This window comes from Neisseria subflava, assembly GCF_003044645.1.
Lineage (GTDB): Bacteria > Pseudomonadota > Gammaproteobacteria > Burkholderiales > Neisseriaceae > Neisseria > Neisseria subflava_B.
Genome location: NZ_POXL01000004.1, coordinates 1 through 24,821, shown reverse-complemented (window position 1 = coordinate 24,821; position 24,821 = coordinate 1). Strand labels below are relative to the sequence as shown.

Annotated in this window: 22 protein-coding genes; 13 read left to right on the top strand and 9 right to left on the bottom strand. The window is 53.5% G+C overall.

Annotation, left to right across the window (positions count from 1 at the left end):
* Positions 1 to 12 precede the first annotated feature (12 nt).
* Entirely contained in the window at positions 13 to 1,188 is a 1,176-nt protein-coding gene (locus DBY97_RS05405; RefSeq protein ID WP_049333127.1) for a cytochrome-c peroxidase, read from the bottom strand.
* Between the two features lie 383 nt (positions 1,189 to 1,571).
* On the opposite strand from DBY97_RS05405, the gene efeU reads away from it, so the two are divergent.
* From efeU to efeB, 3 genes are all read left to right on the top strand, one after another.
* Entirely contained in the window at positions 1,572 to 2,396 is an 825-nt protein-coding gene (gene efeU, locus DBY97_RS05400) for an iron uptake transporter permease EfeU (RefSeq protein WP_107857713.1), read from the top strand.
* A 12-nt stretch (positions 2,397 to 2,408) separates the two neighbouring features.
* Positions 2,409 to 3,575: an iron uptake system protein EfeO gene (gene efeO / locus DBY97_RS05395; protein ID WP_107857712.1), complete on the top strand. Its 1,167-nt coding sequence runs from the start codon at positions 2,409 to 2,411 to the stop codon at positions 3,573 to 3,575.
* A gap of 135 nt (positions 3,576 to 3,710) precedes the next feature.
* A complete protein-coding gene (efeB, locus tag DBY97_RS05390) occupies positions 3,711 to 4,976 on the top strand; it encodes an iron uptake transporter deferrochelatase/peroxidase subunit (RefSeq protein ID WP_049335640.1) in 1,266 nt (421 codons plus the stop codon).
* Positions 4,977 to 5,054: 78 nt separating this feature from the next.
* Here efeB and DBY97_RS05385 read toward each other — a convergent pair whose 3' ends face one another.
* From DBY97_RS05385 to DBY97_RS05375, 3 genes are all read right to left on the bottom strand, one after another.
* Positions 5,055 to 5,522 carry a CinA family protein gene (locus DBY97_RS05385; RefSeq protein ID WP_107857711.1) on the bottom strand — a complete coding sequence of 156 codons (468 nt, stop codon included), beginning with the start codon at positions 5,520 to 5,522 and terminating at the stop codon, positions 5,055 to 5,057.
* Positions 5,523 to 5,598: 76 nt separating this feature from the next.
* The gene (locus DBY97_RS05380; protein ID WP_070587831.1) at positions 5,599 to 6,444 is read right to left on the bottom strand and encodes a mechanosensitive ion channel family protein; all 846 of its coding nucleotides are present in this window, start codon (positions 6,442 to 6,444) and stop codon (positions 5,599 to 5,601) included.
* Between the two features lie 112 nt (positions 6,445 to 6,556).
* On the bottom strand, positions 6,557 to 7,558 hold the full coding sequence (locus tag DBY97_RS05375; RefSeq protein WP_107857710.1) for a thiamine ABC transporter substrate-binding protein: 1,002 nt from the start codon (positions 7,556 to 7,558) through the stop codon (positions 6,557 to 6,559).
* A 64-nt stretch (positions 7,559 to 7,622) separates the two neighbouring features.
* Between DBY97_RS05375 and DBY97_RS05370 the strand changes: the two genes are divergently transcribed.
* From DBY97_RS05370 to glmS, 4 genes are all read left to right on the top strand, one after another.
* Positions 7,623 to 8,270: a pyrimidine 5'-nucleotidase gene (locus tag DBY97_RS05370; RefSeq protein WP_107857709.1), complete on the top strand. Its 648-nt coding sequence runs from the start codon at positions 7,623 to 7,625 to the stop codon at positions 8,268 to 8,270.
* Between the two features lie 61 nt (positions 8,271 to 8,331).
* On the top strand, positions 8,332 to 8,616 hold the full coding sequence (locus DBY97_RS11480) for a membrane lipoprotein lipid attachment site-containing protein (RefSeq protein ID WP_107857831.1): 285 nt from the start codon (positions 8,332 to 8,334) through the stop codon (positions 8,614 to 8,616).
* A 98-nt stretch (positions 8,617 to 8,714) separates the two neighbouring features.
* A complete protein-coding gene (glmU, locus tag DBY97_RS05360; protein WP_049335633.1) occupies positions 8,715 to 10,088 on the top strand; it encodes a bifunctional UDP-N-acetylglucosamine diphosphorylase/glucosamine-1-phosphate N-acetyltransferase GlmU in 1,374 nt (457 codons plus the stop codon).
* 160 nt (positions 10,089 to 10,248) lie between these two features.
* Positions 10,249 to 12,087, top strand: a complete 1,839-nt coding sequence (gene glmS / locus DBY97_RS05355) for a glutamine--fructose-6-phosphate transaminase (isomerizing) (protein ID WP_107857708.1) — start codon at positions 10,249 to 10,251, stop codon at positions 12,085 to 12,087.
* Positions 12,088 to 12,338: 251 nt separating this feature from the next.
* Here glmS and DBY97_RS05350 read toward each other — a convergent pair whose 3' ends face one another.
* On the bottom strand, positions 12,339 to 13,637 hold the full coding sequence (locus DBY97_RS05350) for a M16 family metallopeptidase (RefSeq protein ID WP_107857707.1): 1,299 nt from the start codon (positions 13,635 to 13,637) through the stop codon (positions 12,339 to 12,341).
* Between the two features lie 58 nt (positions 13,638 to 13,695).
* Positions 13,696 to 15,045 carry a M16 family metallopeptidase gene (locus tag DBY97_RS05345; RefSeq protein WP_107857706.1) on the bottom strand — a complete coding sequence of 450 codons (1,350 nt, stop codon included), beginning with the start codon at positions 15,043 to 15,045 and terminating at the stop codon, positions 13,696 to 13,698.
* A 193-nt stretch (positions 15,046 to 15,238) separates the two neighbouring features.
* Between DBY97_RS05345 and DBY97_RS05340 the strand changes: the two genes are divergently transcribed.
* A complete protein-coding gene (locus DBY97_RS05340; RefSeq protein WP_004519232.1) occupies positions 15,239 to 16,417 on the top strand; it encodes a phosphoglycerate kinase in 1,179 nt (392 codons plus the stop codon).
* A gap of 93 nt (positions 16,418 to 16,510) precedes the next feature.
* Here the strand turns inward: DBY97_RS05340 and yccS are convergent, their stop codons facing one another.
* From yccS to DBY97_RS05325, 3 genes are all read right to left on the bottom strand, one after another.
* The gene (gene yccS, locus DBY97_RS05335) at positions 16,511 to 18,652 is read right to left on the bottom strand and encodes a YccS family putative transporter (RefSeq protein ID WP_107857705.1); all 2,142 of its coding nucleotides are present in this window, start codon (positions 18,650 to 18,652) and stop codon (positions 16,511 to 16,513) included.
* A 163-nt stretch (positions 18,653 to 18,815) separates the two neighbouring features.
* Positions 18,816 to 20,045, bottom strand: a complete 1,230-nt coding sequence (locus DBY97_RS05330; RefSeq protein ID WP_107857704.1) for a PilT/PilU family type 4a pilus ATPase — start codon at positions 20,043 to 20,045, stop codon at positions 18,816 to 18,818.
* An 86-nt stretch (positions 20,046 to 20,131) separates the two neighbouring features.
* On the bottom strand, positions 20,132 to 21,178 hold the full coding sequence (locus DBY97_RS05325) for a type IV pilus twitching motility protein PilT (protein WP_004519239.1): 1,047 nt from the start codon (positions 21,176 to 21,178) through the stop codon (positions 20,132 to 20,134).
* A 117-nt stretch (positions 21,179 to 21,295) separates the two neighbouring features.
* On the opposite strand from DBY97_RS05325, the gene DBY97_RS05320 reads away from it, so the two are divergent.
* The 5 genes from DBY97_RS05320 to dksA all read left to right on the top strand — a co-directional run bounded on the left by DBY97_RS05320 (position 21,296) and on the right by dksA (position 24,499).
* A complete protein-coding gene (locus tag DBY97_RS05320; RefSeq protein ID WP_107857703.1) occupies positions 21,296 to 22,009 on the top strand; it encodes a YggS family pyridoxal phosphate-dependent enzyme in 714 nt (237 codons plus the stop codon).
* Positions 22,006 to 22,401, top strand: coding sequence for an RNA-binding protein (locus tag DBY97_RS05315; protein ID WP_070461559.1), 396 nt, complete (start codon positions 22,006 to 22,008; stop codon positions 22,399 to 22,401). Before DBY97_RS05320 ends, DBY97_RS05315 begins: the two co-directional genes overlap by 4 nt.
* Before the next feature lie 90 nt (positions 22,402 to 22,491).
* Positions 22,492 to 23,289, top strand: coding sequence for a pyrroline-5-carboxylate reductase (proC, locus tag DBY97_RS05310; protein WP_004519241.1), 798 nt, complete (start codon positions 22,492 to 22,494; stop codon positions 23,287 to 23,289).
* A gap of 2 nt (positions 23,290 to 23,291) precedes the next feature.
* Positions 23,292 to 23,849 carry a YggT family protein gene (locus DBY97_RS05305; protein ID WP_107857702.1) on the top strand — a complete coding sequence of 186 codons (558 nt, stop codon included), beginning with the start codon at positions 23,292 to 23,294 and terminating at the stop codon, positions 23,847 to 23,849.
* A gap of 233 nt (positions 23,850 to 24,082) precedes the next feature.
* Complete coding sequence (gene dksA, locus DBY97_RS05300; protein WP_004519243.1) at positions 24,083 to 24,499, top strand: RNA polymerase-binding protein DksA; 417 nt, start codon at positions 24,083 to 24,085, stop codon at positions 24,497 to 24,499.
* The last annotated feature ends 322 nt before the right edge of the window (positions 24,500 to 24,821 follow it).

Genomic DNA, 24,821 nt, shown 5'->3' with positions numbered 1-24,821 from the left:
TTATGCTAACCCTTATTTGTTGTCAGGTTGGGATTTGACATCGTGGGAGACGGGCAGCTCAGGCATGGTTCGGGCAGACTCCGGAACATTGCCGGAAAGGGCTTTCAAGAAGGCAACGATGTTTTCAGTGTCTTCCGGAGCCAGGGTTTTACCCAATTGAGCTTTCGCCATGATGTTGACGGCTTTATCCAATTCCCAAACGCTGCCGTTGTGGAAGTATGGATAGGTACGTTCAACGTTTCTCAAGCCGGGAACACGGAAGAAGAATTCGTCTTCGGCTTTTTTGGTTACGTCCGCACGGCCTTTGTCGTGTTTAGGATCGTCGATGTGTTTCCAGTAAGGACCATCCACCAAACCGAATTTTTGGAACATGGTACCGCCCAAGTTGACGCCGTTGTGACAAGCGATACAGCCGTTGTCCATAAATGCGCGTACGCCTTTGCGTTCTTGTTCGCTCAGGGCAGATACGTTGCCTTTCAGGTAGTCGTCCCAACGGGTCGGAGTCAGCAGGGTACGTTCAAACGCGCCCAATGCAGTGGTGATGTTTTTAAAGGAAACCGCGCCGTCTTCAGGGAATGCGGCTTTGAATTTTTCTTGGTATTCAGGGATACCGGCGATTTTGGCGGCGGCATCGGCTTCGGTCGCGTTGGCCATTTCAACCGGGTTGAGCAATGGGCCGCCGGCTTGTTCTTCCACATCGGCGGCACGGCCGTCCCAGAATTGGCTTCCCAACAAGGCGGCATTCAGGGCAGTCGGGGGGTTACGGGCGCCGAATTGGCTTTTGTGGCCCGCGCTGGTCGGCATGTTGTCTACGCCAGCAGTTGCCAAGTTGTGGCAGGAGTTACAGCTGACGGTGTTGCCTTTGGACAGGCGGGTTTCGTACCAAAGTTGTTGGCCGAGTTTGACCTGCTCTTCGGTAAACGGACGGATTTTTTGCATTTCGGCCGCATCAGGCAAAGGTTTGAACACGGTTTGCGCGCGTTCCAACAGGGCTTTGTCTTCGGCAGAAACATCGGCGGAATTTTGAGGGGCCGAAACAGCGGCGGTGCTTGCGGCAGCATCGGCAGCGCTCGCGGCAGAAGCCGCTTGAGGGGTTTCGGTTGTTTGAGCCGTTTTCTCGCCGCAGGCGGTCAACGCGGCAGAAACGGCCAAAGCCAAAGCGATTTGGTGGAGTTTTAAACGTGGCATAGGAGGGTTCCTTTGTTATGCGTTTGTTATGTAATGGATTGCTGATTGCACCAGCAATATGCCAACTATAAAAGATAAGGCGGTTTTAATTTTTGTTGTAAATCAACCTTTTAAATTTGATAAATTTTGAAAATATCACTGATAGGGAAATTTATACTATGGAACTTTTTTATTATTTATTTACAATTGCTTAGATAAATTAAGGCCGTCTGAAAAAATAAAATTCAGACGGCCTTTTAGTTTTTATTGATTACGTCCGTTATTCTATTTTAAAAAATCTTAATAAATATGGGGTTATTAAAAAATAAAAATAATTTGCGTTATTAAGCATAAAGCGTTATAAATGCGTTAATAAATGAACGTTTCACTTTAGAGTTTTTTTTATGCTGATTGCTTTATTGATTATGCTGCGCGAGGGCATCGAAGCCGCCCTGATCGTCGGTATTGTTGCCAGTTTTTTGAAACAGTCGGGACACAGCGAGCTGATGCCGAAGGTTTGGCTGGGCGTGTTTTTGGCTTCGGTCATGTGTTTGGGTATTGGTTACGGCATTCATTCCGCTACTGGCGAGATTCCACAAAAAGAACAGGAATTGGTGGTCGGCGTCATCGGCCTGGTGGCTGTGGCCATGCTGACGTACATGATTTTGTGGATGAAAAAGGCCGCACGTTCGATGAAACAGCATCTTCAGGATTCTGTTCAGTCGGCCTTGAACCGCGGCAGCGGCCAGGGTTGGGCTTTGGTCGGCATGGCGTTTTTGGCTGTGGCGCGCGAAGGTTTGGAGAGCGTGTTTTTCCTGCTGGCCGTGTTCCAGCAAAGCCCGACATGGTCTATGCCGATAGGCGCGGTGTTGGGGCTGTTGGTGGCGGTTGTCATCGGTACGCTGATTTATCAGGGCGGTATGCGCCTGAACTTGGCGAAGTTTTTCCGTTGGACGGGCGCGTTTTTGATTGTGGTGGCGGCCGGTCTGTTGGCCGGTTCGTTTCGCGCGCTGCATGAAGCAGGCGTATGGAATGCGATGCAGGACATCGCTTTTGATACATCAAAATATTTGCATGAAGACAGCCCTTTAGGCGTGCTGCTCGGCGGTTTCTTCGGCTATACCGACCATCCGACCGAAGGCGAAGTCCTGATTTGGCTGCTGTATCTGGTTCCCGTCATGATTTGGTTTTTGCGCGGCAGCGCGCCAGCAAAAACGTTAACTAAATAAGAAGGAAGTAAAATGAAAAAATTCAATCTGACTGCTTTGTCCGTAATGCTGGCTCTGGGTTTGACTGCGTGTCAGCCGCCTGAAGCCGAAAAAGCCGCGCCTGCCGCTTCAGGCGCATCCGCTGCCGCCAATGCCGACGGTTCGGTCAATATCGGCGTGAACGATACTGCCTGCGAACCGATGGAATTGACCGTCCCCAGCGGCCAAGTCGTGTTCAACATTAAAAACGACAGCGGCCGCAAGCTGGAATGGGAAATTCTGAAAGGCGTGATGGTGGTGGACGAGCGTGAAAACATCGCCCCGGGTTTATCCGACAAAATGACCGTTACCCTGCTGCCGGGCGAATACGAAATGACTTGCGGCCTGTTGACTAATCCGCGCGGTAAGCTGATTGTTACCGACAGCGGCTTCAAAGACACTGCCAACGAAGCGGATTTGGAAAAACTGTCCCAACCGCTCGCCGACTATAAAGCTTACGTTCAAGGCGAGGTTAAAGAGCTGGTGGCGAAAACCAAAACCTTTACCGAAGCCGTTAAAACCGGCGACATTGAAAAGGCCAAATCCCTGTTTGCCGCCACCCGCGTCCATTACGAACGTATCGAACCGATTGCCGAGCTTTTCAGCGAACTCGACCCCGTCATCGATGCGCGTGAAGACGACTTCAAAGACGGTGCGAAAGATGCCGGATTTACCGGCTTCCACCGTATCGAACACGCCCTTTGGGTAGAAAAAGACGTATCCGGCGTGAAGGAAATTGCAGCCAAACTGATGACCGATGTCGAAGCACTGCAAAAAGAAATCGACGCATTGGCGTTTCCTCCGGGTAAGGTGGTCGGCGGCGCGTCCGAACTGATTGAAGAAGTGGCCGGCAGCAAAATCAGCGGCGAAGAAGACCGTTACAGCCATACCGACTTGAGCGACTTCCAAGCCAATGTGGAAGGCTCCAAAAAAATCGTTGATTTGTTCCGTCCGCTGATCGAAGCCAAAGACAAAGCGTTGTTGGAAAAAACCGATGCCAACTTCAAACAGGTTGAAGACATTTTGGCGAAATACAAAACCCCGAACGGTTTCGAGCTGTACGACAAATTGAGCGAAGAAGACCGCAAAGCCCTGCAGGCGCCGATTAATGCCTTGGCAGAAGACTTGGCCAAACTGCGCGGCATTTTGGGTTTGAAATAAGATAACGCGTTTTCAGACGGCCTTTGGATATTGAAAGGTCGTCTGAATCTTATTGTCGTCCACACAAAATATGCTTGAAAACCAACCTTACTTCACACGATTGCAATCTTTCCGTTCCCTGCCAAGGAGCAGACCATGAGCCAAAACAAACAACCGGCACAACCCGAAAAACGAACCCTTTTCAAAACTGCCCTTGCCGCCGGCGCCATCGGCGTTGCCGGTTATTTTGCCGGTAAAAAACAAGGCGAATCCGCCGCCGAGACCCAAAACAACCAACATTCCGAGCTGGCCTATCCGTGTTACGGCGAGCATCAGGCAGGCATCGTTACGCCACACCAGCTCTTCGGCATCATGTGTGCCTTTGACGTTACCGCCAAAGACGCCAAACAACTTGAAAACCTGTTCCGCACACTGACCGCCCGCATCGAATTTCTTACCCAAGGCGGCGAATACCAAGACGGAGACGACAAGCTCCCGCCAGCAGGCAGCGGCATCCTCGGCAAACAATTCCGCCCCGACGGGCTGACAGTTACCGTCGGCGTCGGCAGCAGCCTCTTTGACGACCGTTTCGGCCTCAAAGACAAAAAGCCGAAACACCTGCAGGAAATGCGCGACTTCCCCAACGACAAACTCCAAAAATCTTGGTGCGACGGCGACCTCAGCCTGCAAATTTGCGCATTCTCCCCCGAAACCTGCCAAGCCGCCCTGCGCGACATCATCAAAAACACTGCCCAGTTTGCCGTGATCCGTTGGAGCATAGACGGTTGGCTCCCTAAAGCCGAACCCGGCGCCATTGCCGCGCGCAATCTTTTAGGTTTCCGCGACGGCTCAGGCAATCCCAAAGTCGAAGATCCCAAAGTCGCCGATCAAGTCCTGTGGACGGGCGTTGCCGCCAACAGCTTGGACGAACCGGCATGGGCGAAAAACGGCAGCTATCAAGCCGTCCGCCTCATCCGCCACTTTGTCGAGTTTTGGGACCGCACCCCGATGCAGGAACAAACCGATATTTTCGGCCGGCGCAAATACAGCGGCGCGCCCATGGACGGTAAAAAAGAAGGCGACACCGCCGATTTCGCCAAAGACCCCGACGGCAAAATCACGCCCAAAGACAGCCATATGCGCCTTGCCAATCCGCGCGATCCGGAGTTTATGAAAAAACACCTGCTCTACCGCCGCGCCTTCAACTACTCGCGCGGCCTCGCCGCCAACGGCCAGCTCGATGTCGGCTTGGTGTTCATCTGCTATCAGGCCAACCTTGCCGACGGTTTCATCTTCGTGCAAAACCTGCTCAACGGCGAGCCGCTGGAGGAATACATCAGCCCGTTTGGCGGCGGCTATTTCTTCGTCCTGCCGGGTGTCGAAAAAGGCAGCTTCCTCGGCAAAGAACTTTTGGGCGTATAAATCCGCCGATGGTTTGAATAGATAAAAAGGCCGTCTGAAACCTGATTTCCAGATTTCAGACGGCCTGAGTTTTTTCTATCAAACTAAATGTTCCGCCAAGAAAGCCAATGCGTATTCGACGGCTTGCGCCCTTATTGCTTCACGGTCGCCTGTGAATAGCACGGTTTGCTCAAACGAGCCTTCGGGCGTGGTCAGGCCGAACCAGACTGTGCCGACCGGTTTGGCCACGCTGCCGCCGCTAGGGCCGGCGATGCCGGAAATACTCAAGGCGTAATCGGCTTGCGCGACGGCTTTTGCGCCGCGTGCCATTTCATAGACAGTCTCGCGGCTGACCGCGCCGTGTTTCAGCAAGGTGTCGGGCATGACGCCGAGGCGGTCTTGTTTGGCTTGGTTGCTGTATGTGACGAAGCTTTGATGAAACCATTGCGAGCTGCCAGAGAGGGAAGTCAGCGCACCTGCAAGCAGGCCGCCGGTGCAGGACTCGGCGCAGGTAACGGTTTGGCGGCGGCTGGTCAGGTGTTCGGCGATGGTTTGCAGATGGGACATGGCGGCTCCTTATGGAAAAGGGTAAAACCGGGCGGGCGCTTGGCCCGCCAGGTTTCAGACGGCCTGAAAGCTGAAATCAGGCTTTCGGCTGAATGAGGTGGACATCACATTGTGGGAACGGGATGTTGATGTTGGCGGCACGCAGGTTTTCAACCACTTGCTCGTTCAGGGCGAATCGGAACGGGCCGAGATTTTCTTCTTGCGTCCACGCCCAAAGGGTAATTTCGATGGCGCTGTCGCCAAGGTTGGTAATGTATACGACGGCAGGTCGTTCTTCGGTTTGAACACACAATGGATGCTCGGTTGCCGCTCTCAATACGGCGGCTTTGGCGGCTTTCAAGTCACAGGCGTAGTCGACGCCGACAACAACTTGGGCGCGGCACAGGGGCAGGGAGGAGCGGTTGGTGATGCTGTTGGTCATGACCACGCTGTTGGGCAGGACGACTTCTTCGTTGTCCGGCGTACTCAAAGAGGTCTGCACCATTTTGATTTCGCGGACGATACCTTCAAAACCGTTGACACGGATAAAGTCGCCGACTTTAAATGGGCGGAACAGGATAATCAGCGCGCCGGCGGCGAAGTTGGACAGTTGGTCTTTCAAAGACAAAGCCACGGCCAAGCCTGCGCCACCGATCAAGGCGGTAACGGAAGTGGTCGGGATGCCGAGTTTGCCCAGTGCGGCGATGATGACGAGGATCAGCAGGCCGATGTTGGCGACGTTGCCGAGGAAGCTGACCAGCGTTTTATCGACTTTGGCGCGTGTCAGCGCGGCTTTCATCAGTGTTACCAAGCGCGTGGCGATCCAGCGGCCGATAAAGAAGATGGCTAAGGCGGCCAGCAGGTTGGTACCGAAAGACATGCCGGTTTGGGCGAGTTGTTCCCAGCCGGAGAACGAAGAGAGGACTTGAAGATCGAAATTCATAATTGTGTGTGCGTGTGAAGTTGTTTAAAAGGTTATTGTAAAACAAGGCTGTCTGAAAACCTAATGATTTGGTTTTTCAGACGGCCTTTAATCTTTCTTAATCTTTTTCAGCTTAACGTAAAACGGTTTTGCTCCAACGGCTCACCCATTGTTTTTGTTTGGTGTTGATGTCGGCGCGGTTGGGGGAATCGCTGTGTTTCGGGGTTTGGGCAAACTCGAATACTTTGGGCAGCGGTGTGTTTTTGACTGCCGGATAGACCCACATTTCGGCAGGCAGGGCTTTTTGCACTTCGCCGCTTTGCAGCCAGCTCACCAGTTTGGCCGCCAGTTCGGGTTGTTTTGCACCTTTCAAAACGGCCGCGCCTTCAACTTGGCGGAATGTGCCGCCTTTGAGGAAGAGGTTGCCGGTGGGCGGGATGCTGTATTTGCCTTTGGAGTAGTGGACTTCGGCCGCCGGGCTGGTGGCATAGCTGACCACGAGGGGATAGGCGCCGCCGTTTTGGGTGAAATCGGTGTAGTAGGCTTCGCTCCAGCCTTTGGCAACTTTCACGCCGTTTTGGCGCATTTGCGCCCACCATTTGAACGCGCCTTCTTCACCCATGCCGCCGATGTTGGCCAAGAGGAAGGAGAGGCCGGGCGAGGACGTGGCGGGAGACGGGGTCACCAGAAGGTTTTTATACTCCGGTTTGGTCAGATCTTGCAGGGTTTGCGGCAGGGGCAGTTTTTTCTGTTCAAACCATTTTTTGTCGTAGTTGATGGCGACATAGGCGTAATCAACAGCCAGCGCATCGGGCAGGGAAGCGGTTACGGGCGCGGATTTGGGTTGGCTGGCGGCGAGGATGCCGGCGGCTTTGGCTTTGCCGATGTTGGCGTTGTCCAAACCGTAAACCGCATCGGCAATCGGGTTGGCCTTGCTCAAAATCAGCTTGTTGAGCATTTCGTTGCCGCTGCCTGCCTTGATGACGGACACTTTGGCATCGTTGGCTTTTTCAAATTGTGCGATGACGGATGGGGGCAGGCTGAAGGATTTGTGCACGGCCAAACGCACTTCGGTTTGGGCGTACAGGTTTGCCGAAGCCAGCAACAGGGCGAGGGCGGACAATTTCAGTTTCATTCTCTTTCCTTTGTGTGGGTAAAATACGAAATATCATAACAAAATCTGCATATCAAGGCACGATATGAATCGTTCCCCCGTTTGGCTGTTTGACCTCGACAATACTTTGCACAATGCCGAAGCCGGCATTTTCTACATCATCAACCGCGCCATGACCGAATACATGGCAGGCCGTCTGAAGCTTTCCGAAGAAGCCGCCTCCCACCTGCGCCAAGATTATTGGCACCGATACGGCGCGACGCTTGCCGGTTTGCAAATCCACCATCCCGAAGTCGATATCGATGAATTTTTGCGTGAAAGTCACCCGCTTAAGCAAATTTTGGCAAAGGTGGAGGGTATGGATGGAACTGATGACGTTTTAGGCCGTCTGAAAGGGCGAAAAGCCGTATTTTCCAACGGGCCTTCATTTTATGTCCGCGCATTGGTTGAGGCGTTGGGCTTGGAAGCGCATTTTGACGGCTTGTTCGGCACGGACGACTTCGGCCTGCTCTACAAACCCAATCCGCAAGCCTATCTCAACGTCTGCCGCCTGTTGGGCGTTAAACCCGAACAGTGCATTATGGTGGACGACAGCGCCGACAATCTGCACCAAGCCAAAGCCTTGGGCATGAAGACCGTTTGGTACGGCGAAAAAGCCCATCCGTTGCCATTTGCCGACGGCATAGCGAAAGATATGCAGGGTTTGCTTGAATTTTGCACAAAACTGCCGTGAAGTTTTGAAAAATCAAGTACAATACACGGTATTGCCGACATTTAAAAACAAGGACAACATCGTGCGTAAACTCGCTTTAATTCTGACCGCCGCCGCCGTTTTGGCCGGTTGCTCTTGGGAAACCTACACCAACGAATCCGGCCGTACCGCCGTACGCCAAAAATATGCTACCGGCACGCCTATCGTTTATCAGGACGGTACTTATTCTAAAAACATGAATTACAACCAGTTCCGCCCAGAGCGCCGCGCCGTCCAATCCAATCAAGCGGATCATGCTGAACACGGCGAACGCGGCCAACATTGGCAAAAACCGCAATTTGCCAACCAACAGCCAGTAACCGAATAACAATATCCCCAAGGCCGTCTGAAACGGAGTGAAAAACAATCAACATTTGTTGCCCCACTTTTCAGACGGCCTCAAACAACGACAACGGAAACCGTATCATGGCTCAGACAGCTTTAAATATCGTCATCCTCGCTGCCGGCAAAGGCACACGCATGTACTCCAAAATGCCCAAAGTGCTGCACCGCATTGGCGGCCTTCCCATGGTTGAGCGCGTTATTGATACCGCCGCCTCCCTGAATCCCCAAAACATCTGCGTCGTCATCGGCCACGGCAAAGAGCAAGTCTTGGACACCGTCAAACGCGATGTCGTTTGGGTTGAACAAACCGAACAGCTCGGTACCGGCCACGCCGTCAAAACCGCCCTGCCGCACCTGTCTGCCGAAGGCCGCACGCTGGTGTTGTACGGCGACGTCCCCCTGATTGACGCAGCCACCCTCGAAACCCTGCTCGAAGCCGCAGGCGACGAAGTCGGCCTGTTGACCGACGTGCCCAACGACCCGACAGGTTTGGGCCGTATCATCCGCGACAGCAACGGCAGCGTAACCGCCATTGTCGAAGAAAAAGACGCCGATGCCGCCCAAAAAGCCGTAAAAGAAATCAATACCGGCATTTTGGTTTTGCCCAACGCCAAACTCGAAGCTTGGTTGAACAGCCTTTCCAGCAACAATGCCCAAGGCGAATACTACTTGACCGACCTCATCGCCAAAGCCGTTGCCGACGGTATTAAAGTTCATCCCGTCCAAGTCCGCGCCTCCCATTTGGCCGCCGGCGTGAACAACAAACTCCAACTGGCCGAACTCGAGCGTATCTTCCAAACCGAACAGGCGCAAGAATTACTCAAAGCAGGCGTAACCCTGCGCGATCCGGCGCGTTTTGATTTACGAGGCCGTCTGAAACACGGACAAGATGTCGTGATTGACGTCAACGTCGTCATCGAAGGCGAAGTCGAACTCGGTGACAACGTCGAAATCGGTGCCAACTGCGTGATCAAAAACGCCAAAATCGGTGCCAACACCAAAATCGCCCCATTCTCCCATTTTGAAGGTTGCGAAGTCGGCGAAAACAACCAAATCGGCCCATACGCCCGTTTGCGTCCGCAAGCCAAACTGGCCGACGACGTACACATCGGTAACTTCGTCGAAGTCAAAAACGCCACCATCGGCAACGGCACCAAAGCCAACCACCTCACCTATATCGGTGATGCCGAGATCGGCAGCAAAACCAACTTCGGCGCCGGTACGATTATTGCCAACTACGACGGCGTGAACAAACACAAAACCGTCATCGGCGACGAAGTGCGCATCGGTTCAAACTGCGTACTGGTTGCCCCCGTTACCCTCGGCAACAAAGTGACGACAGGCGCGGGCAGCGCGATTACCCGCAACTGCGAAGACGGCAAACTCGTCCTCGCCCGTTCGCGCCAAACCGTCATCGAAGGCTGGGTGCGTCCGGAAAAAGGCGATAAGAAGTAAGGCCGGTCTTTTATTTACTTTCAGACGGCCTTGAGAAACAACAGGCCGTCTGAACCCAGATTTGCCGTTTCAATGAATATAAAACGGCGTTTTCCGACTGCCGCTTTCGGGAGCCGGAGCAGTAGTCATTTTCTCAAACTTTTGATACTAAGGAACTTATATGTGCGGTATCGTAGGTGCTATTCGCGCCAATCACAATGTAGTCGATTTTCTGACCGACGGTCTCAAACGCCTTGAATATCGAGGCTACGATTCGTCGGGTATCGCCGTGAATACAGACGGCAAAATCAAACGCGTCCGCCGTGTCGGCCGTGTGCAGCTGATGGAAGATGCAGCACGCGAAAAAGGCGTGTTCGGCCATATCGGCATCGGCCACACCCGTTGGGCAACCCACGGCGGTGTAACCGAGCCTAACGCCCACCCTCACATTTCCGGCGGCATGATTGCGGTTGTCCACAACGGCATCATCGAAAACTTCGAAGCCGAACGCGAACGCCTGCAAGCGTTGGGTTACACCTTCGAATCGCAAACCGATACCGAAGTCATCGCCCACAGCGTCAACCACGAATACACGCAAAACGGCGGCAAACTGTTTGAAGCCGTTCAAGCTGCGACTGCCCGTTTCCACGGTGCATACGCCATTGCCGTTATCGCACAAGACAACCCTGAACAAATGGTTGTTGCGCGCATGGGCTGCCCGCTGTTGGTGGCCTTGGGTGACCAAGAAACCTTTATTGCTTCCGACGTATCCGCCGTGATCGCCTTTACCCGCCGCATCGCTTACTTGGAAGACGGCGACATCGCCCTGCTGAACGCAAACGGCATCGAAAAACTGCTCGACAAAACCGGTGCGCAAACCGAACGTGCAATTAAAGTGTCCGAATTGTCTTTGGCTTCTTTGGAGTTGGGCCCATACAGCCACTTCATGCAAAAAGAAATCCACGAACAGCCTCGCGCCATCGCCGATACTGCCGAAGTCTTCTTAGACGGCGGTTTCGAACCTGAAAACTTCGGCGCGAATGCACGCGAAGTGTTCGACGATATCCACAGCATCAAAATCCTTGCCTGCGGTACGTCCTACTATGCCGCGCTGACCGCCAAATACTGGCTCGAATCCATCGCCAAAGTGCCGACCGACGTGGAAATCGCCAGCGAATACCGCTACCGCGACGTGATTGCCGATCCGAAACAATTGGTCATCACCATTTCCCAATCCGGCGAAACTTTGGACACCATGGAAGCCCTGAAATACGCGCAATCCTTGGGACACAAACACAGCCTGTCTATTTGTAACGTGATGGAATCCGCACTGCCGCGTGAAAGCGAGTTGGTGCTGTATACACGCGCCGGTGCAGAAATCGGCGTTGCCTCTACCAAAGCGTTCACGACCCAACTGGTTGTCTTGTTCGGCTTGGCCGTTACCTTGGGCAAACAACGCGGTCTGGTTTCCGATGAGCAAGCAGCTGCATACGTTGAAGAATTGCGCCAACTGCCCGGCAGCATTCAGCACGTTCTCAATCTTGAGCCGCAAATCGCCGCTTGGGCGCAAAAATTTGCCAAGAAAACCAGCGCACTATTCTTGGGTCGCGGTATCCACTTCCCAATCGCCCTTGAAGGCGCATTGAAGCTGAAAGAGATTACCTATATCCACGCCGAAGCGTATCCTGCAGGTGAGTTGAAACACGGCCCGTTGGCTTTGGTGGACGAGAACATGCCTGTTGTCGTGATTGCCCCGAACGACAGCCTGTTGGACAAAGTAAAAGCCAATATGCAGGAAGTCGGCGCACGCGGCGGCGAACTCTTTGTCTTCGCCGACCTCGACAGCAACTTCAACGCCACCGAAGGCGTGCACGTTATCCGCGCCCCACGCCATGTCGGCGTACTCTCGCCGATTGTGCACACCATCCCCGTGCAACTCCTGTCTTACCACGCCGCCCTCGCACGCGGTACAGACGTGGACAAACCGCGCAACTTGGCTAAATCGGTAACGGTTGAGTAAGCAATAAACCGGTTAAAAAAAGGCCGTCTGAAACCTGTTTCAAGGTTTCAGACGGCCTTTTTTATTTGTTGGTTTCAGTAATAGAAATGCTATTTATGATGTCTTTGCTTTCATTATAAATGTACAACAACAGCTGATTGTGACCGATATTTTATTGATTAGAGTGGCCTCTGATGACAAGTAAGCAAACCGACAGAATGAAAACAGGCCGTCTGAAAAATCTTTCAGACGGCCTGTTGTTTTAAAGCGTTTTATTCTGCGCCGACAACGACGGTGTTGAGGTCTTTGAATTTGACGCGGCGTTGCCATGCGTCGCGGACTTGTTCGACGGTCAGTCTGTTGATGGCTTTTGGGTAGGCTTCCAAGTAGTCGTTGGGCAGGTCGTAGAGGCCGATCAGGCTCAGGTAGTTGAGCAGTTTGTCGTTGGAGTCGTAGCGCAGGGGAAAGCCGCCGACGATGTTGGCTTTGGCCTGTTTCAGCTCGGCTTCGGTCGGGCCTTCGGCGATAAACTGCTCGATGACGGCTTGGGTGTCGGCCAGTGAGACTTTGGTGTTTTTCTTTTGGGTGGAATAGGAAACGGCAAACGTACCTTCTTCTGTCGCCGGGGCGAGGCTGCTGTATACGCCGTAGGTGTAGCCGTGTTGGTCGCGCAAAACTTTCATGAGGCGGCTGTCGAAACCGCCGCCGCCGAGGATGTAGTTGCCGGCAATGAGGGCGTAATAGTCGGGGTCATGGCGTTTGAAGAGGGAAGTGCCGAGCAGGATTTGTGCCTGTGTGCCGGCAAAGGGGATGTCGCGGCGTTGGGCGGTTTGTTTGGGAACGGGCGGGATGGCGTGGGTTGCGGTGGCTTTGGCCGGCAGGTCTTTGAGGACGCGTTCGACCAGTTGCTCTGCCTGTTTGCGATTGAGGTCGCCGACGATGGCGACAATGGCGTTGTCTTTGCCGTAGTGGGTGCGGTGGAAGGCGCGGATGTCGTCCAGACTAACTTGTTTGAGGCTGTCGACGGTTATGTTTGCGCCGCTGCCGTAGGGATGGTTCGGATAGATGAGCTTGGTCAGTTCGCGCGTGGCGGTGTAGTCGGGGGTGGTTTCTTGTTGTTGCAAGCCGGTAATGGATTGGATTTGACGGCGGCGGAAAACGGCTTCGTCAAAGCGCGGACGGGTCAGCGAGTGGTTGAGCAAGTTGGCGGCTTTGTCGCGGATGTCGGCTTTGCTGAGGCTGCGGAAGCCTGCAGATGCGCTTTCGGCATTGCTGTCGCTGCTGATTTGTGCGCCGATGTTGTCGGCTTCGGCATTGAAGGCTTCTTCGTCCAGCTCTTGGGTGCCGTCGGTCAGGAGGGAGGCGGTAAATTCGGCAACTTGGCTTTTTCCGTCCGGATTGGCGACGCTGCCTGCGCCCTTGAAGCTGACTTCAAGGTCGATGATGGGGTTTTCGTGGCGTTCGACAAGGAGGATTTGGGTGCCGTCGCGGTTGCACCAACGTTGGATGTCGGTGGCGGCTTGGACGCTTAAGGGCAGGAGTAGGGCAAGGGCGAACAGGGTGGGTTTCATGTTGTGGCTTTCTGTTAAGGCCGTCTGAAAGGGTATGGGCTTTCAGACGGCCTGATGTTTATCGGCGTTTGGCAGCTTTTTTGCTTGGCGCGGCGGCAGGTTTTTGCGGCTCGATGATGACGGTGCTCATGCGATCGTCGGTCAACATCCGGGCGGCGGCCTGTACTTCTTGCGCGCTGACTGCCTGCAAGCGGCGGTGGATTTCTTGTTCGTCGGTATATTGGAAACCGCGCGCTTCGAGGCGGCCCATCATGGAGGCTTGGGAAGACATGGAGTCTTTGGCGTAGATTTCGCTGACCGCTGCCTGGGTTTTGACGCGCTGCAATTCTTCTTCGGAAACGCCGTTGTCGGCAATGTCTTTGATTTCTTGGCGCAGCTGGGCAATCAGAGTATCGGTTTTCACGCCTTCGGCAGGCATAGCCATGACGCTGAACAGCGGCATTTCACGGCTGATGATGTCGTAATGCGTTCCTGCGTTCAATGCGGTTTGCTTGCCGCGCACGAGGTTTTTATCAAAACGGCTGGACGCGTTGCCTGCCAAAATATCGGAAAGGATGTCGAGGGCGAAAGGCATCGTGTCATCGAGTTTTTGGAGTTTCGGCACACGGAAGTTGATGGCAATCAGCGGCTGGTGTGTGACCGGAGAAGTGGCTTTGACTGTAACAGGCTTGCGTAAATAGGGTTCGGTATGGAGCTTGTTGCGCGGTGGCTGGGCTTTGGCCGGAATATCGCCAAAGAGTTTGGCGGCCGTCTGAAGCGTTTGTTTGGCATCGACATCGCCGACAATGACCAATACGGCATTGTTGGGCGCGTAATATTGTTTGTACCACGCGCGCAGGTCGTCGGCTTTTAGGGTGTGCAAATCTTTCATGTAGCCGATGACGGAGGCGCGCATGGACGGTTGGGTAAAGGCGGCAAGATAGGCTTGTTCCCACATTTTGCCGTCGGCCGTGTCTTCCGTGCGCTGGCGGCGTTCTTCACGGATGACGTTCATCTCGTTGAGGAATTCTTTGTCACTGAAGTTGAGGTTGTGCATTCTGTCTGCCTCGAGCTTCAGGATCTCGGGCAGGTTGGCGGCGGCGACGTTTTCGTAATACACCGTTTCATTGCGGTTGGTGTAGGCGTTGTTTTGCCCGCCCAGCTCGGATACGCGGCGGTTGAATTCGCCGGAGGGAACGTCTTTCGTGCCTTTAAACATCATGTGTTCCAAAGCGTGGCTCAGGCCGCTTTTGCCCGGTTTTTCATCCACGCTGCCGATTTTGTACCAAATCTGCGAAACGGCCACAGGCGCGCGGTGGTCTTCTTTGACGATGATTTTCAGACCGTTGGGCAGGGTTTCAGAAAGCGTCTGCGCCCATGAGGCGGCAGGCAGCGCGAAGGCAAGCATTAAAGCAATTCGGCGTAACATGGTTCAATCCGTAAAATGAAAATCAATCGCCAAAGTATAGCGGAAAATCTGAAAGATTGGCCGAATGTTTCAGACGGCCCGGGCTTTATCTGCTGATTCACATCAAGCGCGGCCGTTGCCAATCTTTACCGTCGCCCCTCATTCGCGGATAATCCCAAACATTCCCGTTTCCAACCATCACAAAGGAATCATCATGGCATTTTTGAAACTGACCGAACAAAATGTTCAAGGCAAAACCGTTCTGATCCGTGCCGATATGAACGTACCGTTCAAAGACGGCAACATCAGCGACGACACCCGTATCCGCGCTTCGCTCGCATCCATCAAATACTGCTTGGACAACGGCGCGTCTGTGATCGTGATGACCCACCTCGGCCGTCCGACCGAAGGCGAATTCCATCCTGAAGACGATGTGGCGCCTGTTGCCGCGCATTTGGGCAAACTGTTGGGCAAAGACGTGAAAGTATTGAACGACTGGCGTGAAAACAAACCGACTTTGAACGCCGGTGATGTTGTGATGCTGCAAAACGTGCGCATCAACAAAGGCGAGAAGAAAAACGACTTGGAGCTGGGCAAAGCCTACGCTTCTTTGTGCGACGTGTTCGTCAACGACGCATTCGGTACCGCCCACCGCGCCCAAGCTTCGACTGAAGCCGTTGCCCAAGCCGCACCGGTTGCCTGCGCCGGCGTGTTGATGGCGGGCGAACTCGACGCTTTGGGCAAAGCCCTGAAACAACCGGCTCATCCGATGGTTGCCATCGTTGCCGGCAGCAAAGTGTCCACCAAACTGACCATCCTCGAATCTTTGGCCGACAAAGTCGACCAACTCATCGTCGGAGGCGGCATTGCCAATACCTTCCTGTTGGCAGAAGGCAAAGCCATCGGCAAATCTTTGGCCGAACACGATTTGGTGGAAGAATCCAAAAAAATCATGGCGAAAATGGCGGCAAAAGGCGGCTCTGTTCCGCTGCCGACCGATGTGGTTGTCGCTAAAGCCTTTGCCGCCGATGCAGAAGCTGTGGTGAAAGACATTGCCGACGTTGCCGAAGACGACATGATTTTGGACATCGGCCCTAAATCCGCTGCTGCTTTGGCCGATTTGCTCAAAGCTGCCGGTACGGTTGTATGGAACGGCCCGGTCGGCGTATTTGAGTTTGACCAATTTGCCGGCGGTACCAAAGTATTGGCCGAAGCGATTGCCCAAAGCGATGCGTTCTCGATTGCCGGCGGCGGCGATACTTTGGCGGCGATTGCCAAATTCGGCGTAACCGATCAAATCAGCTACATCTCTACCGGCGGCGGCGCGTTCCTTGAGTTCTTGGAAGGCAAAGAGTTGCCTGCCGTCGCTGCTTTGGAAAAACGCGGCGCGTAATCGGTTTTAATCTCGATGGCTGAATAAAGGCCGTCTGAAATCCAAATCGGGTTTCAGACGGCCTTATTTATTTTGTTGAAATGTGTTATCGGTTTAGGCGTTTTGCGTATCCGACTGTCTGTGCAATGCCTGATAACACGGTGCAAGCTGGCGGATGATGAGGTCGAGCTGGTGTTTGAGGATTTGGTTTTGTTGGGACTGCTCTTTGTCGGTCTGTTCCAAATCGGCAAACTCCTGTCGGATGGCTTCAATACTTGCATTGAAGGTGGCCGGTTCGGTCTGCGGCATTTGTTTGAGGAGTTCGGCGATGTGGTGGGTCAGGCGGGCATATGGGGCGAAGGTATCGCTGCCGTCGTGATGAACCTGGTCGCGGTATGCACCGAGCGCGGAAATGTGGCCGGTCAGCGCATAGCTGGTTTTGAGCAGGGTAAAACCGTCTTGCAGGCGGTCTTGGTATTTTTTCGGGTTGCTGCTCATGTCGGACAGGGTGCTGCTGAGGGCGGCGGTGCTTTCGTGGGCTTGGCGGCGGGTGAGGCGGTAGTCGACATCGTCGCGGCTGCCGTTTTGCAGCTGGTCGAGGATGGCGTCGAGATAGCGGCCGTTGGCAGTGATGGTCTGGGCGGCGGTGTGGCTGAGGGTGAGGTAACGCCAATCAGGCCAGAGGTAAGTGGCGGCAGCCCATGCGATAACGGAACCGACGATGGTGTCGATGATGCGGATGGGCATGGCGTGGTACACGTCCAAACCGGCAAGCGAGAGGCTGGTCAGGGCTTGGATGGTGATGAAAAAGGTGGAGAAGCTGTATTTGTAGCTTCGGGTCATGAAGAACAGGGTGGTGCTGGCGATGACAATCCAGAGCTTGGTTTCAACAGACGGGGTGAAGTAGGGGACGAGCGAACCGACAATCACGCCGAGAATCGTACCGGCGATACGTTGGTACACGCGGCTTTTGGTGGCGGTGTAGTTGGGTTGGCAGACGAAAAGGGCGGTCAGCAGAATCCAGTAGCCGAGGTTGAGATGGAGGATTTCGACAATGATGCAGGCCGCGGCCACGACGATGGAGAGGCGGGTGGCATGGCGGAAGACGCCGGAGTCGAAATTGAGCTGGCTGAGGACGGTTTCACCGATATTGCGGAAATTGGTGTTTTCAAGGGCGGCGATGCGGGTGTCGGCATTGTCGTTTTCAGCAAGGGACGCATCGTTTTGCAGTTGCCGCAGTTGGTAATCGACGCTGCTAAGGTTGTCGAGCAGGCGGCGGATATTGTGGAGGTTGGCATTGTCGGCATGGGTCTCGGCAAAATGACTGAGGGATTGGCGGCAGCCTTCCATGGCCCGGCCGAGGCGTTTGCTGTATGCGTAGGGTTTGTTGTTACGCAGGGAGGCGGCAACGTTGCGGCACGCCTGGCCTTGCATTTCGAGCAGGCGGCGGATGCGGAAGATGAGGTCGGTATTTTTGAGCTGCTCGGCCATTTCGCTGTAATCGACGTGGGCGGAGCTGATGCGTTCGTGCATGTCTTGCGCGCAGAGGTAGTAGCGCAGCATTTTAGCGGTACGCGGATGGCGGTGTTGGCCGCGCAACCGGTAGAAAAGTGCGCCGCGGCATTGGTTGAAGGCGGTAATCACGCCGGTGTTACTCATGGCCAAGTCGATTTGACGGTTGCCCAACCATGCGGCTTCGTCGGGATCGAAAAAGTCTGCTTTGGCATCGAAGTAGTTGCTGAGTGCGTCGTAGGCGTTGGCAACGGTTTCTTGGACGGGGCGGTGGGGCAGGATGATTTGGAAGATCAGGGTGTTGACGCTGTATAGGACAGTGCCCAACAGAATCATGACAGGGTTGGTCAGCCAGTAGGTCTCGGGGGTGTAGGTCAGCGTGGTGTAGGTGGCGACGGCGAGCGCACCGAAAGCGAAGGTGCGGTATTTGAGGCCGACGGTGCCGAGGATGGTGAAGCCGAAAGTCATCAGGGTCATGGCCAAGATGAAGGGAACGCCTGTGCCGATGGTGCTTTGGGCAAGCAGCGAGGAGAGGGTAAACAGGGCAACGGTGATGACGATGTTTTTCAGACGGCCTGTGAGGCGGTTGTCCAAATCGACCAAACCGCCGGCAATAATGCCGAGTACGAAGGGCATGACGAGCTTAGGCGTATCGAAGTGCCAAACGAGGGTGGCGGCGATAAACACGCTGGCGAAGACGGGCAGGGAGGCAATGATCAGAGGTTTGAGCGGCGGGGTGTTCATGGTTGGATTGTTTTATTTGTTATGAGATGAATGATTGGATTTTAACAGGATTTTCAGTCGGTTTCAGAATGCTTGAAATAGGATAAGGCCGTCTGAACGGATACGGGGAAATACTTGATTTCATTTCCACATCCGTTCAGACGGCCTTGTTTGGCTTACGCCATTAGGTCATCAGGTTGAGGTCGCTGATGCGGTCGTAGAGACGTTCGGTATTGTTGCCTTCGTCGTGCATTTGAATGCGCAGGCGCAAATCGTTGGCGGATACCGCTTGGCGCAGGGCTTCGCTGAGTTCGATTTGGCCTTGTGCGTAGAGGTTGAAGAGGTTTTGGTCGAACGTCTGCATGCCGTTGCTGCCGGAGCGTGCCATCAGGTCGCGGATTTCTAGCAATTCGCCTTTGAAAATCAAGTCCTGCATGGCCGGCGTGTTGAGCAGGAGGTCGGTAACGGCCGTGCGTTGGCAGTTTTTCTTGACGGTGAGGCGTTGGCCGATGATGCCGACGAGGTTTAACGCCAAATCCATCAAAACCTGTTGGCGTCGGTCTTCCGGATAGAAGTTGATGATGCGCTCGATGGTTTGGGAGGCTGTGCTGGCATGGATGGTGAAAACGCACAGATGGCCGGTTTGAGCCAGTTGGAGGGCGTATTCCATGCTTTCTTCGCTGCGGACTTCGCCGATACAGACGACGTCAGGCGCTTGACGCATGGCGCTTTGAACGGCGGTTTTCCAGTTGTCGGTATCGATGCCGATTTCGCGCTGGGTGAAGATGCTGCGGCAAGGTTTGTAGATAAACTCGATGGGGTCTTCGATGGTAACGATATGGCCGGGCAGCTTTTGGTTGCGGTAGTTGAGCATGGAGGCCATGGTGGTGGACTTACCCGAACCGGTCGGGCCGGCGAGGATCAGCAGACCGCGCGGCGCGAGTGCAAGCTCTTGGAGCTTTTCGGGCAAACCGAGGGTCTTCATTTCGGGAATGTCTTGGCTGACGCGGCGTAATACCATGCCGACGCGGCCTTGCTCGTGGTAGGCATTGACGCGGTAGCGCGTGTTGCTGCGCGATTGGACGGAATAGTTGATTTCCCAGTCGCGGTTGAAGGCTTCGAGCTGGTCGGGGTTCATGGTGGATTCGGCGATGGCGGCGGTGTCCGCGCCGGTCAGCGCTTTGTGGGGCATGGGCGTGAGGGTGCCGCCGACTTTTATGGCAGGGGGAAAGCCTGCGCTGATGAAGATGTCGGATGCGTTGCGTTTTTCGGCCTCTTCACACATGCGGTCGAGCAGGGGGTGAAGATGCGTGCCGATTTCGGCCGGGGTGGGGATGTGCGGTGCTTGGTTTTTTTGTGAGTAGGCTTGCACCATTTCGCTTAACAGGTCGTGCAGAGGGGCGAGGTCGCTCATGATGATTCTCTTTAAAACGGGTATTCGGTCAGGCTGAAAGGCCGTCTGAAATCGGGATGATGGGGTTCAGACGGCCTGAGTATGGTTTAGAAAACAGAGAGGTTTTCGATGTTTTGCGCCTTGCTGCGTGCCAGCTCGGGGCTGATGGTACCTTGGCGGACCAGGGTTTGCAGGGCTTGATCGAGGGTTTGCATACCGTGGGCCTGACCGGTTTGGAGGGCGGCGTTGATTTGGGCGATTTTGTTCTCGCGGATGAGGTTGCGCACGGCCGGTGTGGAAATCAGGATTTCGTGTGCGGCGACGCGGCCGTTGCCGTCGCGGGTTTTCAGCAGGGTTTGGGAAATGATGGCGCGCAAGGATTCGGACAACATGGAGCGCACGATTTCTTTTTCGCCTGCAGGGAATACGTCGACAATACGGTCGATAGTTTTGGCGGCGCCGGTCGTGTGCAGCGTACCGAAAACCAAGTGGCCGGTCTCGGCGGCGGTCAGGGCGAGGGAGATGGTTTCAGGGTCGCGCATCTCACCGATCAAAATCACGTCTGGGTCTTCGCGCAGGGCGGAACGCAGGGCGTTGGTAAAGCTGTGGGTGTGTTGATGCAGCTCGCGCTGGTTGATGAGCGCCTTTTTGCTTTGGTGGACGAACTCAATCGGGTCTTCGATGGTCAGAATGTGGGCCGGTTGGGTTTCGTTAATGTAGTTGACCATCGCCGCCAGCGTGGTGGATTTACCCGAACCGGTCGGGCCGGTTACCAAGACCAAACCGCGCGGATTTTCGGCAATTTTTTGGAAAATGCGCGGCGCACGCAATTCTTCCAGCGTCAGGACGGTACTCGGAATGGTACGGAATACGGCGGCCGGGCCGCGTTCGGTCATAAAGGCGTTGACACGGAAACGGGCAACATTAGGCAGCTCAAATGAGAAATCGACTTCAAAATCCTGTTGATAGAGCTTGCGCTGGTGGTCGTTCATGACCGAGGTAATCATGGTACCGACTTCTTCCGAGCTCATCTCGGGCAGGTTGATGCGGCGGATGTCGCCGTGTACGCGTATCATGGGGGAAATGCCCGAACTCAAATGGAGGTCGGAGGCTTTGTTTTTCACGCCGAACGCGAGTAAGTCGGTAATCTGCATAATGTGGCCTTGTTTTGGTTTAGAATAATAAAATCGCTTTATTTTAAATAGATAAACCCGTTCGACCAAGTAAAATTTTCAAAATGCCGAGTGATGAACGGGTTAAAGGAGAAAAACATGTCGGTATTGCAACAAAACTATCAGGACGTATGCCGGGCAGTTGAACAGGCGGCTGAGGTTGCCGGACGGCCTGCGGATGCGGTAAAGCTGGTAGCGGTTAGCAAGACCTTTCCGGCAGACGATATCCGCGAAGTGTATGCGGCCGGTCAGCGCGATTTTGGCGAGAACTATATTCAGGAATGGTTTGAGAAAACGGAAACGCTGGCCGATTTGCCGGATATTGTTTGGCACGTTATCGGCGATGTGCAGTCTAATAAAACCAAATTTGTGGCAGAGCGCGCACATTGGGTGCATACGATAGGCCGTCTGAAAACGGCGCGGCGCTTGAGCGAACAAAGGCCGTCTGAAATGCCGCCGTTGCAGGTGTGCATTGAAGTGAACATCGCTGCGGAAGAAGCAAAACACGGCGTAGCGCCCACTGAAGCGGTCGAGCTGGCCCTTGAAGTGGCCAAGTTGCCGAATATTAAAGTACGCGGATTGATGTGTGTGGCCAAGGCCGACAGCAGCGACGATGAGTTACGCAGCCAGTTTCACACTATGCAGTGGCTGTTGGCTGAGTTGAATGCGGTAGGCGTCGAAGCAGATGTTTTGTCTATGGGTATGTCCGGAGATATGCCAATCGCGGTAGAATGCGGCGCAACCCATGTCCGCATCGGCAGCGCGATTTTCGGCAGACGGGAACAAAAACAAAAAGGAGAAGGCAGCCAATGAAACAGATTATCTCGGTCGTTTTGCTTGGTTTGACCTTAACGGGTTGTCGGTTGATGGGCTGGTATCAATGTGAATCCTTATCGGGCTGGTGCAAACCCAAAAAGCCGGCAGCAATAGATTTTTGGGAAATTAAAGGCGAACCGCCGCCTTCTATTGAGGATTTCCGCGGGAAGCGTTTGGCGGACGGGAATTATTCTATTGACGATAATGCTTATCGTACCGCAGCTAATGATTATTTCAGTAGGAAAATCAAAAAGTTTGAAGCTTGCGGGCTAGCTTGGCAAACCCGCGATAAACGCCCTTTAGCGGAAACTTTTAAAAAAGAAGGATTGGATTGTTTGGAAAAACAGGGTTTATACCGAACATCACTGCCCGAAAGCGTCCGTTGGTGAAAAGGTCGTCTGAAATTTTGTCGGTATGATGGAAACGGTATTTCAGACGACCTCAGCAAATGTATCTCATTTAAAAAATTAAGGAAATTTATGAACATCTACTTTTTAGGCGGCGGCAATATGGCGACTGCCATTGCAGGCGGTTTGGTCAAACAAGACGGCTATCGTGTCCACATTGTCGAACGCGGCGCCGAAAGACGGGAGCAACTGGTACAAGAATTGGGCGTAGCCACTTCTGAAAACCTGCCCGAATTGAGTGCGGACGATGTCCTCATTCTCGCTGTTAAACCGCAAGACATGCAGGCAGCCTGTCAAAACATCCGTTTGAATGGCGCGCTGGTGTTGTCCGTAGCGGCAGGTTTGTCCATCGATACCCTCAGCCAGTATCTGGGCGGCACACGCCGTATCGTGCGCATCATGCCCAATACGCCGGCCAAAATCGGTTTAGGCGTATCCGGTATGTTTGCCGATGCAGGCGTTTCAGAAGCCGACCGTACAGCCGCCGACGGCATCATGCGCTCTGTCGGCACAACCGTTTGGCTGAACGAGGAAGATCAACTCCACAATATTACCGGCATCAGCGGCAGCGGCCCCGCCTATGTTTTCTATCTTTTGGGCGCGCTCCAAAATGCGGCTTTGGCACAAGGTTTCAACGAACAAGACGCACGCGAACTGAGCCTTGCTACATTTAAAGGCGCAGTGGCTTTGGCCGAACAGACCGGCGAAGCATTTGCACAATTACAGCAAAACGTGACTTCCAAAGGTGGCACGACACACGAAGCCATCGAAACCTTCAAAGCCCGTCACGTTGCCGAAGCCATCGAACAGGGCGTAGAAGCCTGCGTCAAACGTTCGCAAGAAATGGCGCAACAATATAAGGCCGTCTGAACATGCGCGGCGACTTGCTCTTATTATTGGCAGACGCTATTGCCATCCTGTGTATCACGCGCTTTTTGCTCCGATACGCAGGATTGGCAGCAGAACATCCTCTGCTCAAATTCAGCATACAGGCAACAGGCTGGCTGACCAAACCTTGGCAAAAAGCATTTCCAAGCGGCGAGAAAACCGATTGGTACTGCCTGCCCGCAGGTTTTCTGGTGTACTACCTTACCTGTATCGCCATTATTTTCATCTCACCGGCGCTGTCCATCAGCAATAAGCTGATTTTGGCAAACTTCTGGTTTGCCGCGCTCCATATGCTGAAAGCCGCGGCTTATACATTACTTATTGGTCTGATTATTAGAATGGTGTCCAGCATACAGGGCCGCTATTCGCCGTTGACTTATGCCATCGAACGAATCTTGCAGCCATTGCTCAAACCGTTTTCCTTCTTACGCGCAGGGCGATACGATTTTTCAGGCAGTTTGTTGGCACTCTTATTATGGTTGTGGCTGGCCCGATGGTTTCCCCAACTTATCCAGCAAACCAACCTATGGTTGCTTCAATAGGCCGTCTGAAAGCGCAGCAGGTATTAACGACCAAAAATACAACGTCCTAAAAAGCGCTTTAATACATTTAGGTGTAAGGTAGTGCAAAAAAGTGCAAATCGAAATATAAAGAACAAATGAATAGGTAAAACATGATATGATTCGCCCAATTTCCAAAACGGAAATTCAAGAAAACCCAATAAAAGCAAACCCGTAGCATCTAAATCATTAACAACAAACCGAAAGCAGACACCATGGCAAAGCTGACAGAACAAGATATTTTAAACTGGGATGGTCCTGAAGAGGACTACATGAACAGCGACCAATTGGCCTTCTTCCGCGAACTACTGGTTAAAATGCAAGAAGAGCTGATTGAAAATGCAAACACCACTACCGGCCATCTTCAAGAGCACGAATCCGCTCCCGATCCTGCCGACCGAGCTACTCAAGAAGAAGAGTACGCTTTAGAACTGCGCACCCGTGACCGCGAGCGTAAACTTCTCAATAAAGTGCAAGCGACTCTCCGCAGCATTGACGAAGGCGATTACGGTTTCTGTGCCGATACCGGCGAACCCATCGGCCTCAAACGCCTGCTGGCACGTCCGACCGCGACATTGTCCGTAGAAGCACAAGAGCGACGCGAACGAATGAAAAAACAGTTCGCCGACTAAAATATAAAGATAGAAACCTCAAAAGGCCGTCTGAAAGAGCATTTCAGACGGCCTTTGTTTTGTATTTTTTGTATGTATGGATTGTGTAGAAAGGTTGTTGGAGTTTTTTTATAAAATAAAAACCCTGTTAAAACAGGGTGGTGGTTAAATTTCTAGAAATAATTTTGCGAAAGGTGTTGACTGGTTTTGTTTTGGGGCGTATAGTTCGGTTCTTCGCTGCTGACGCGGTGAAGAAAACGAAGCAGACAGTATAACACAGTTAGTTAAAATTTTCGATAATTTTAGTTGACATTTGCTAAATGTACTGTATAATTCGATTCGC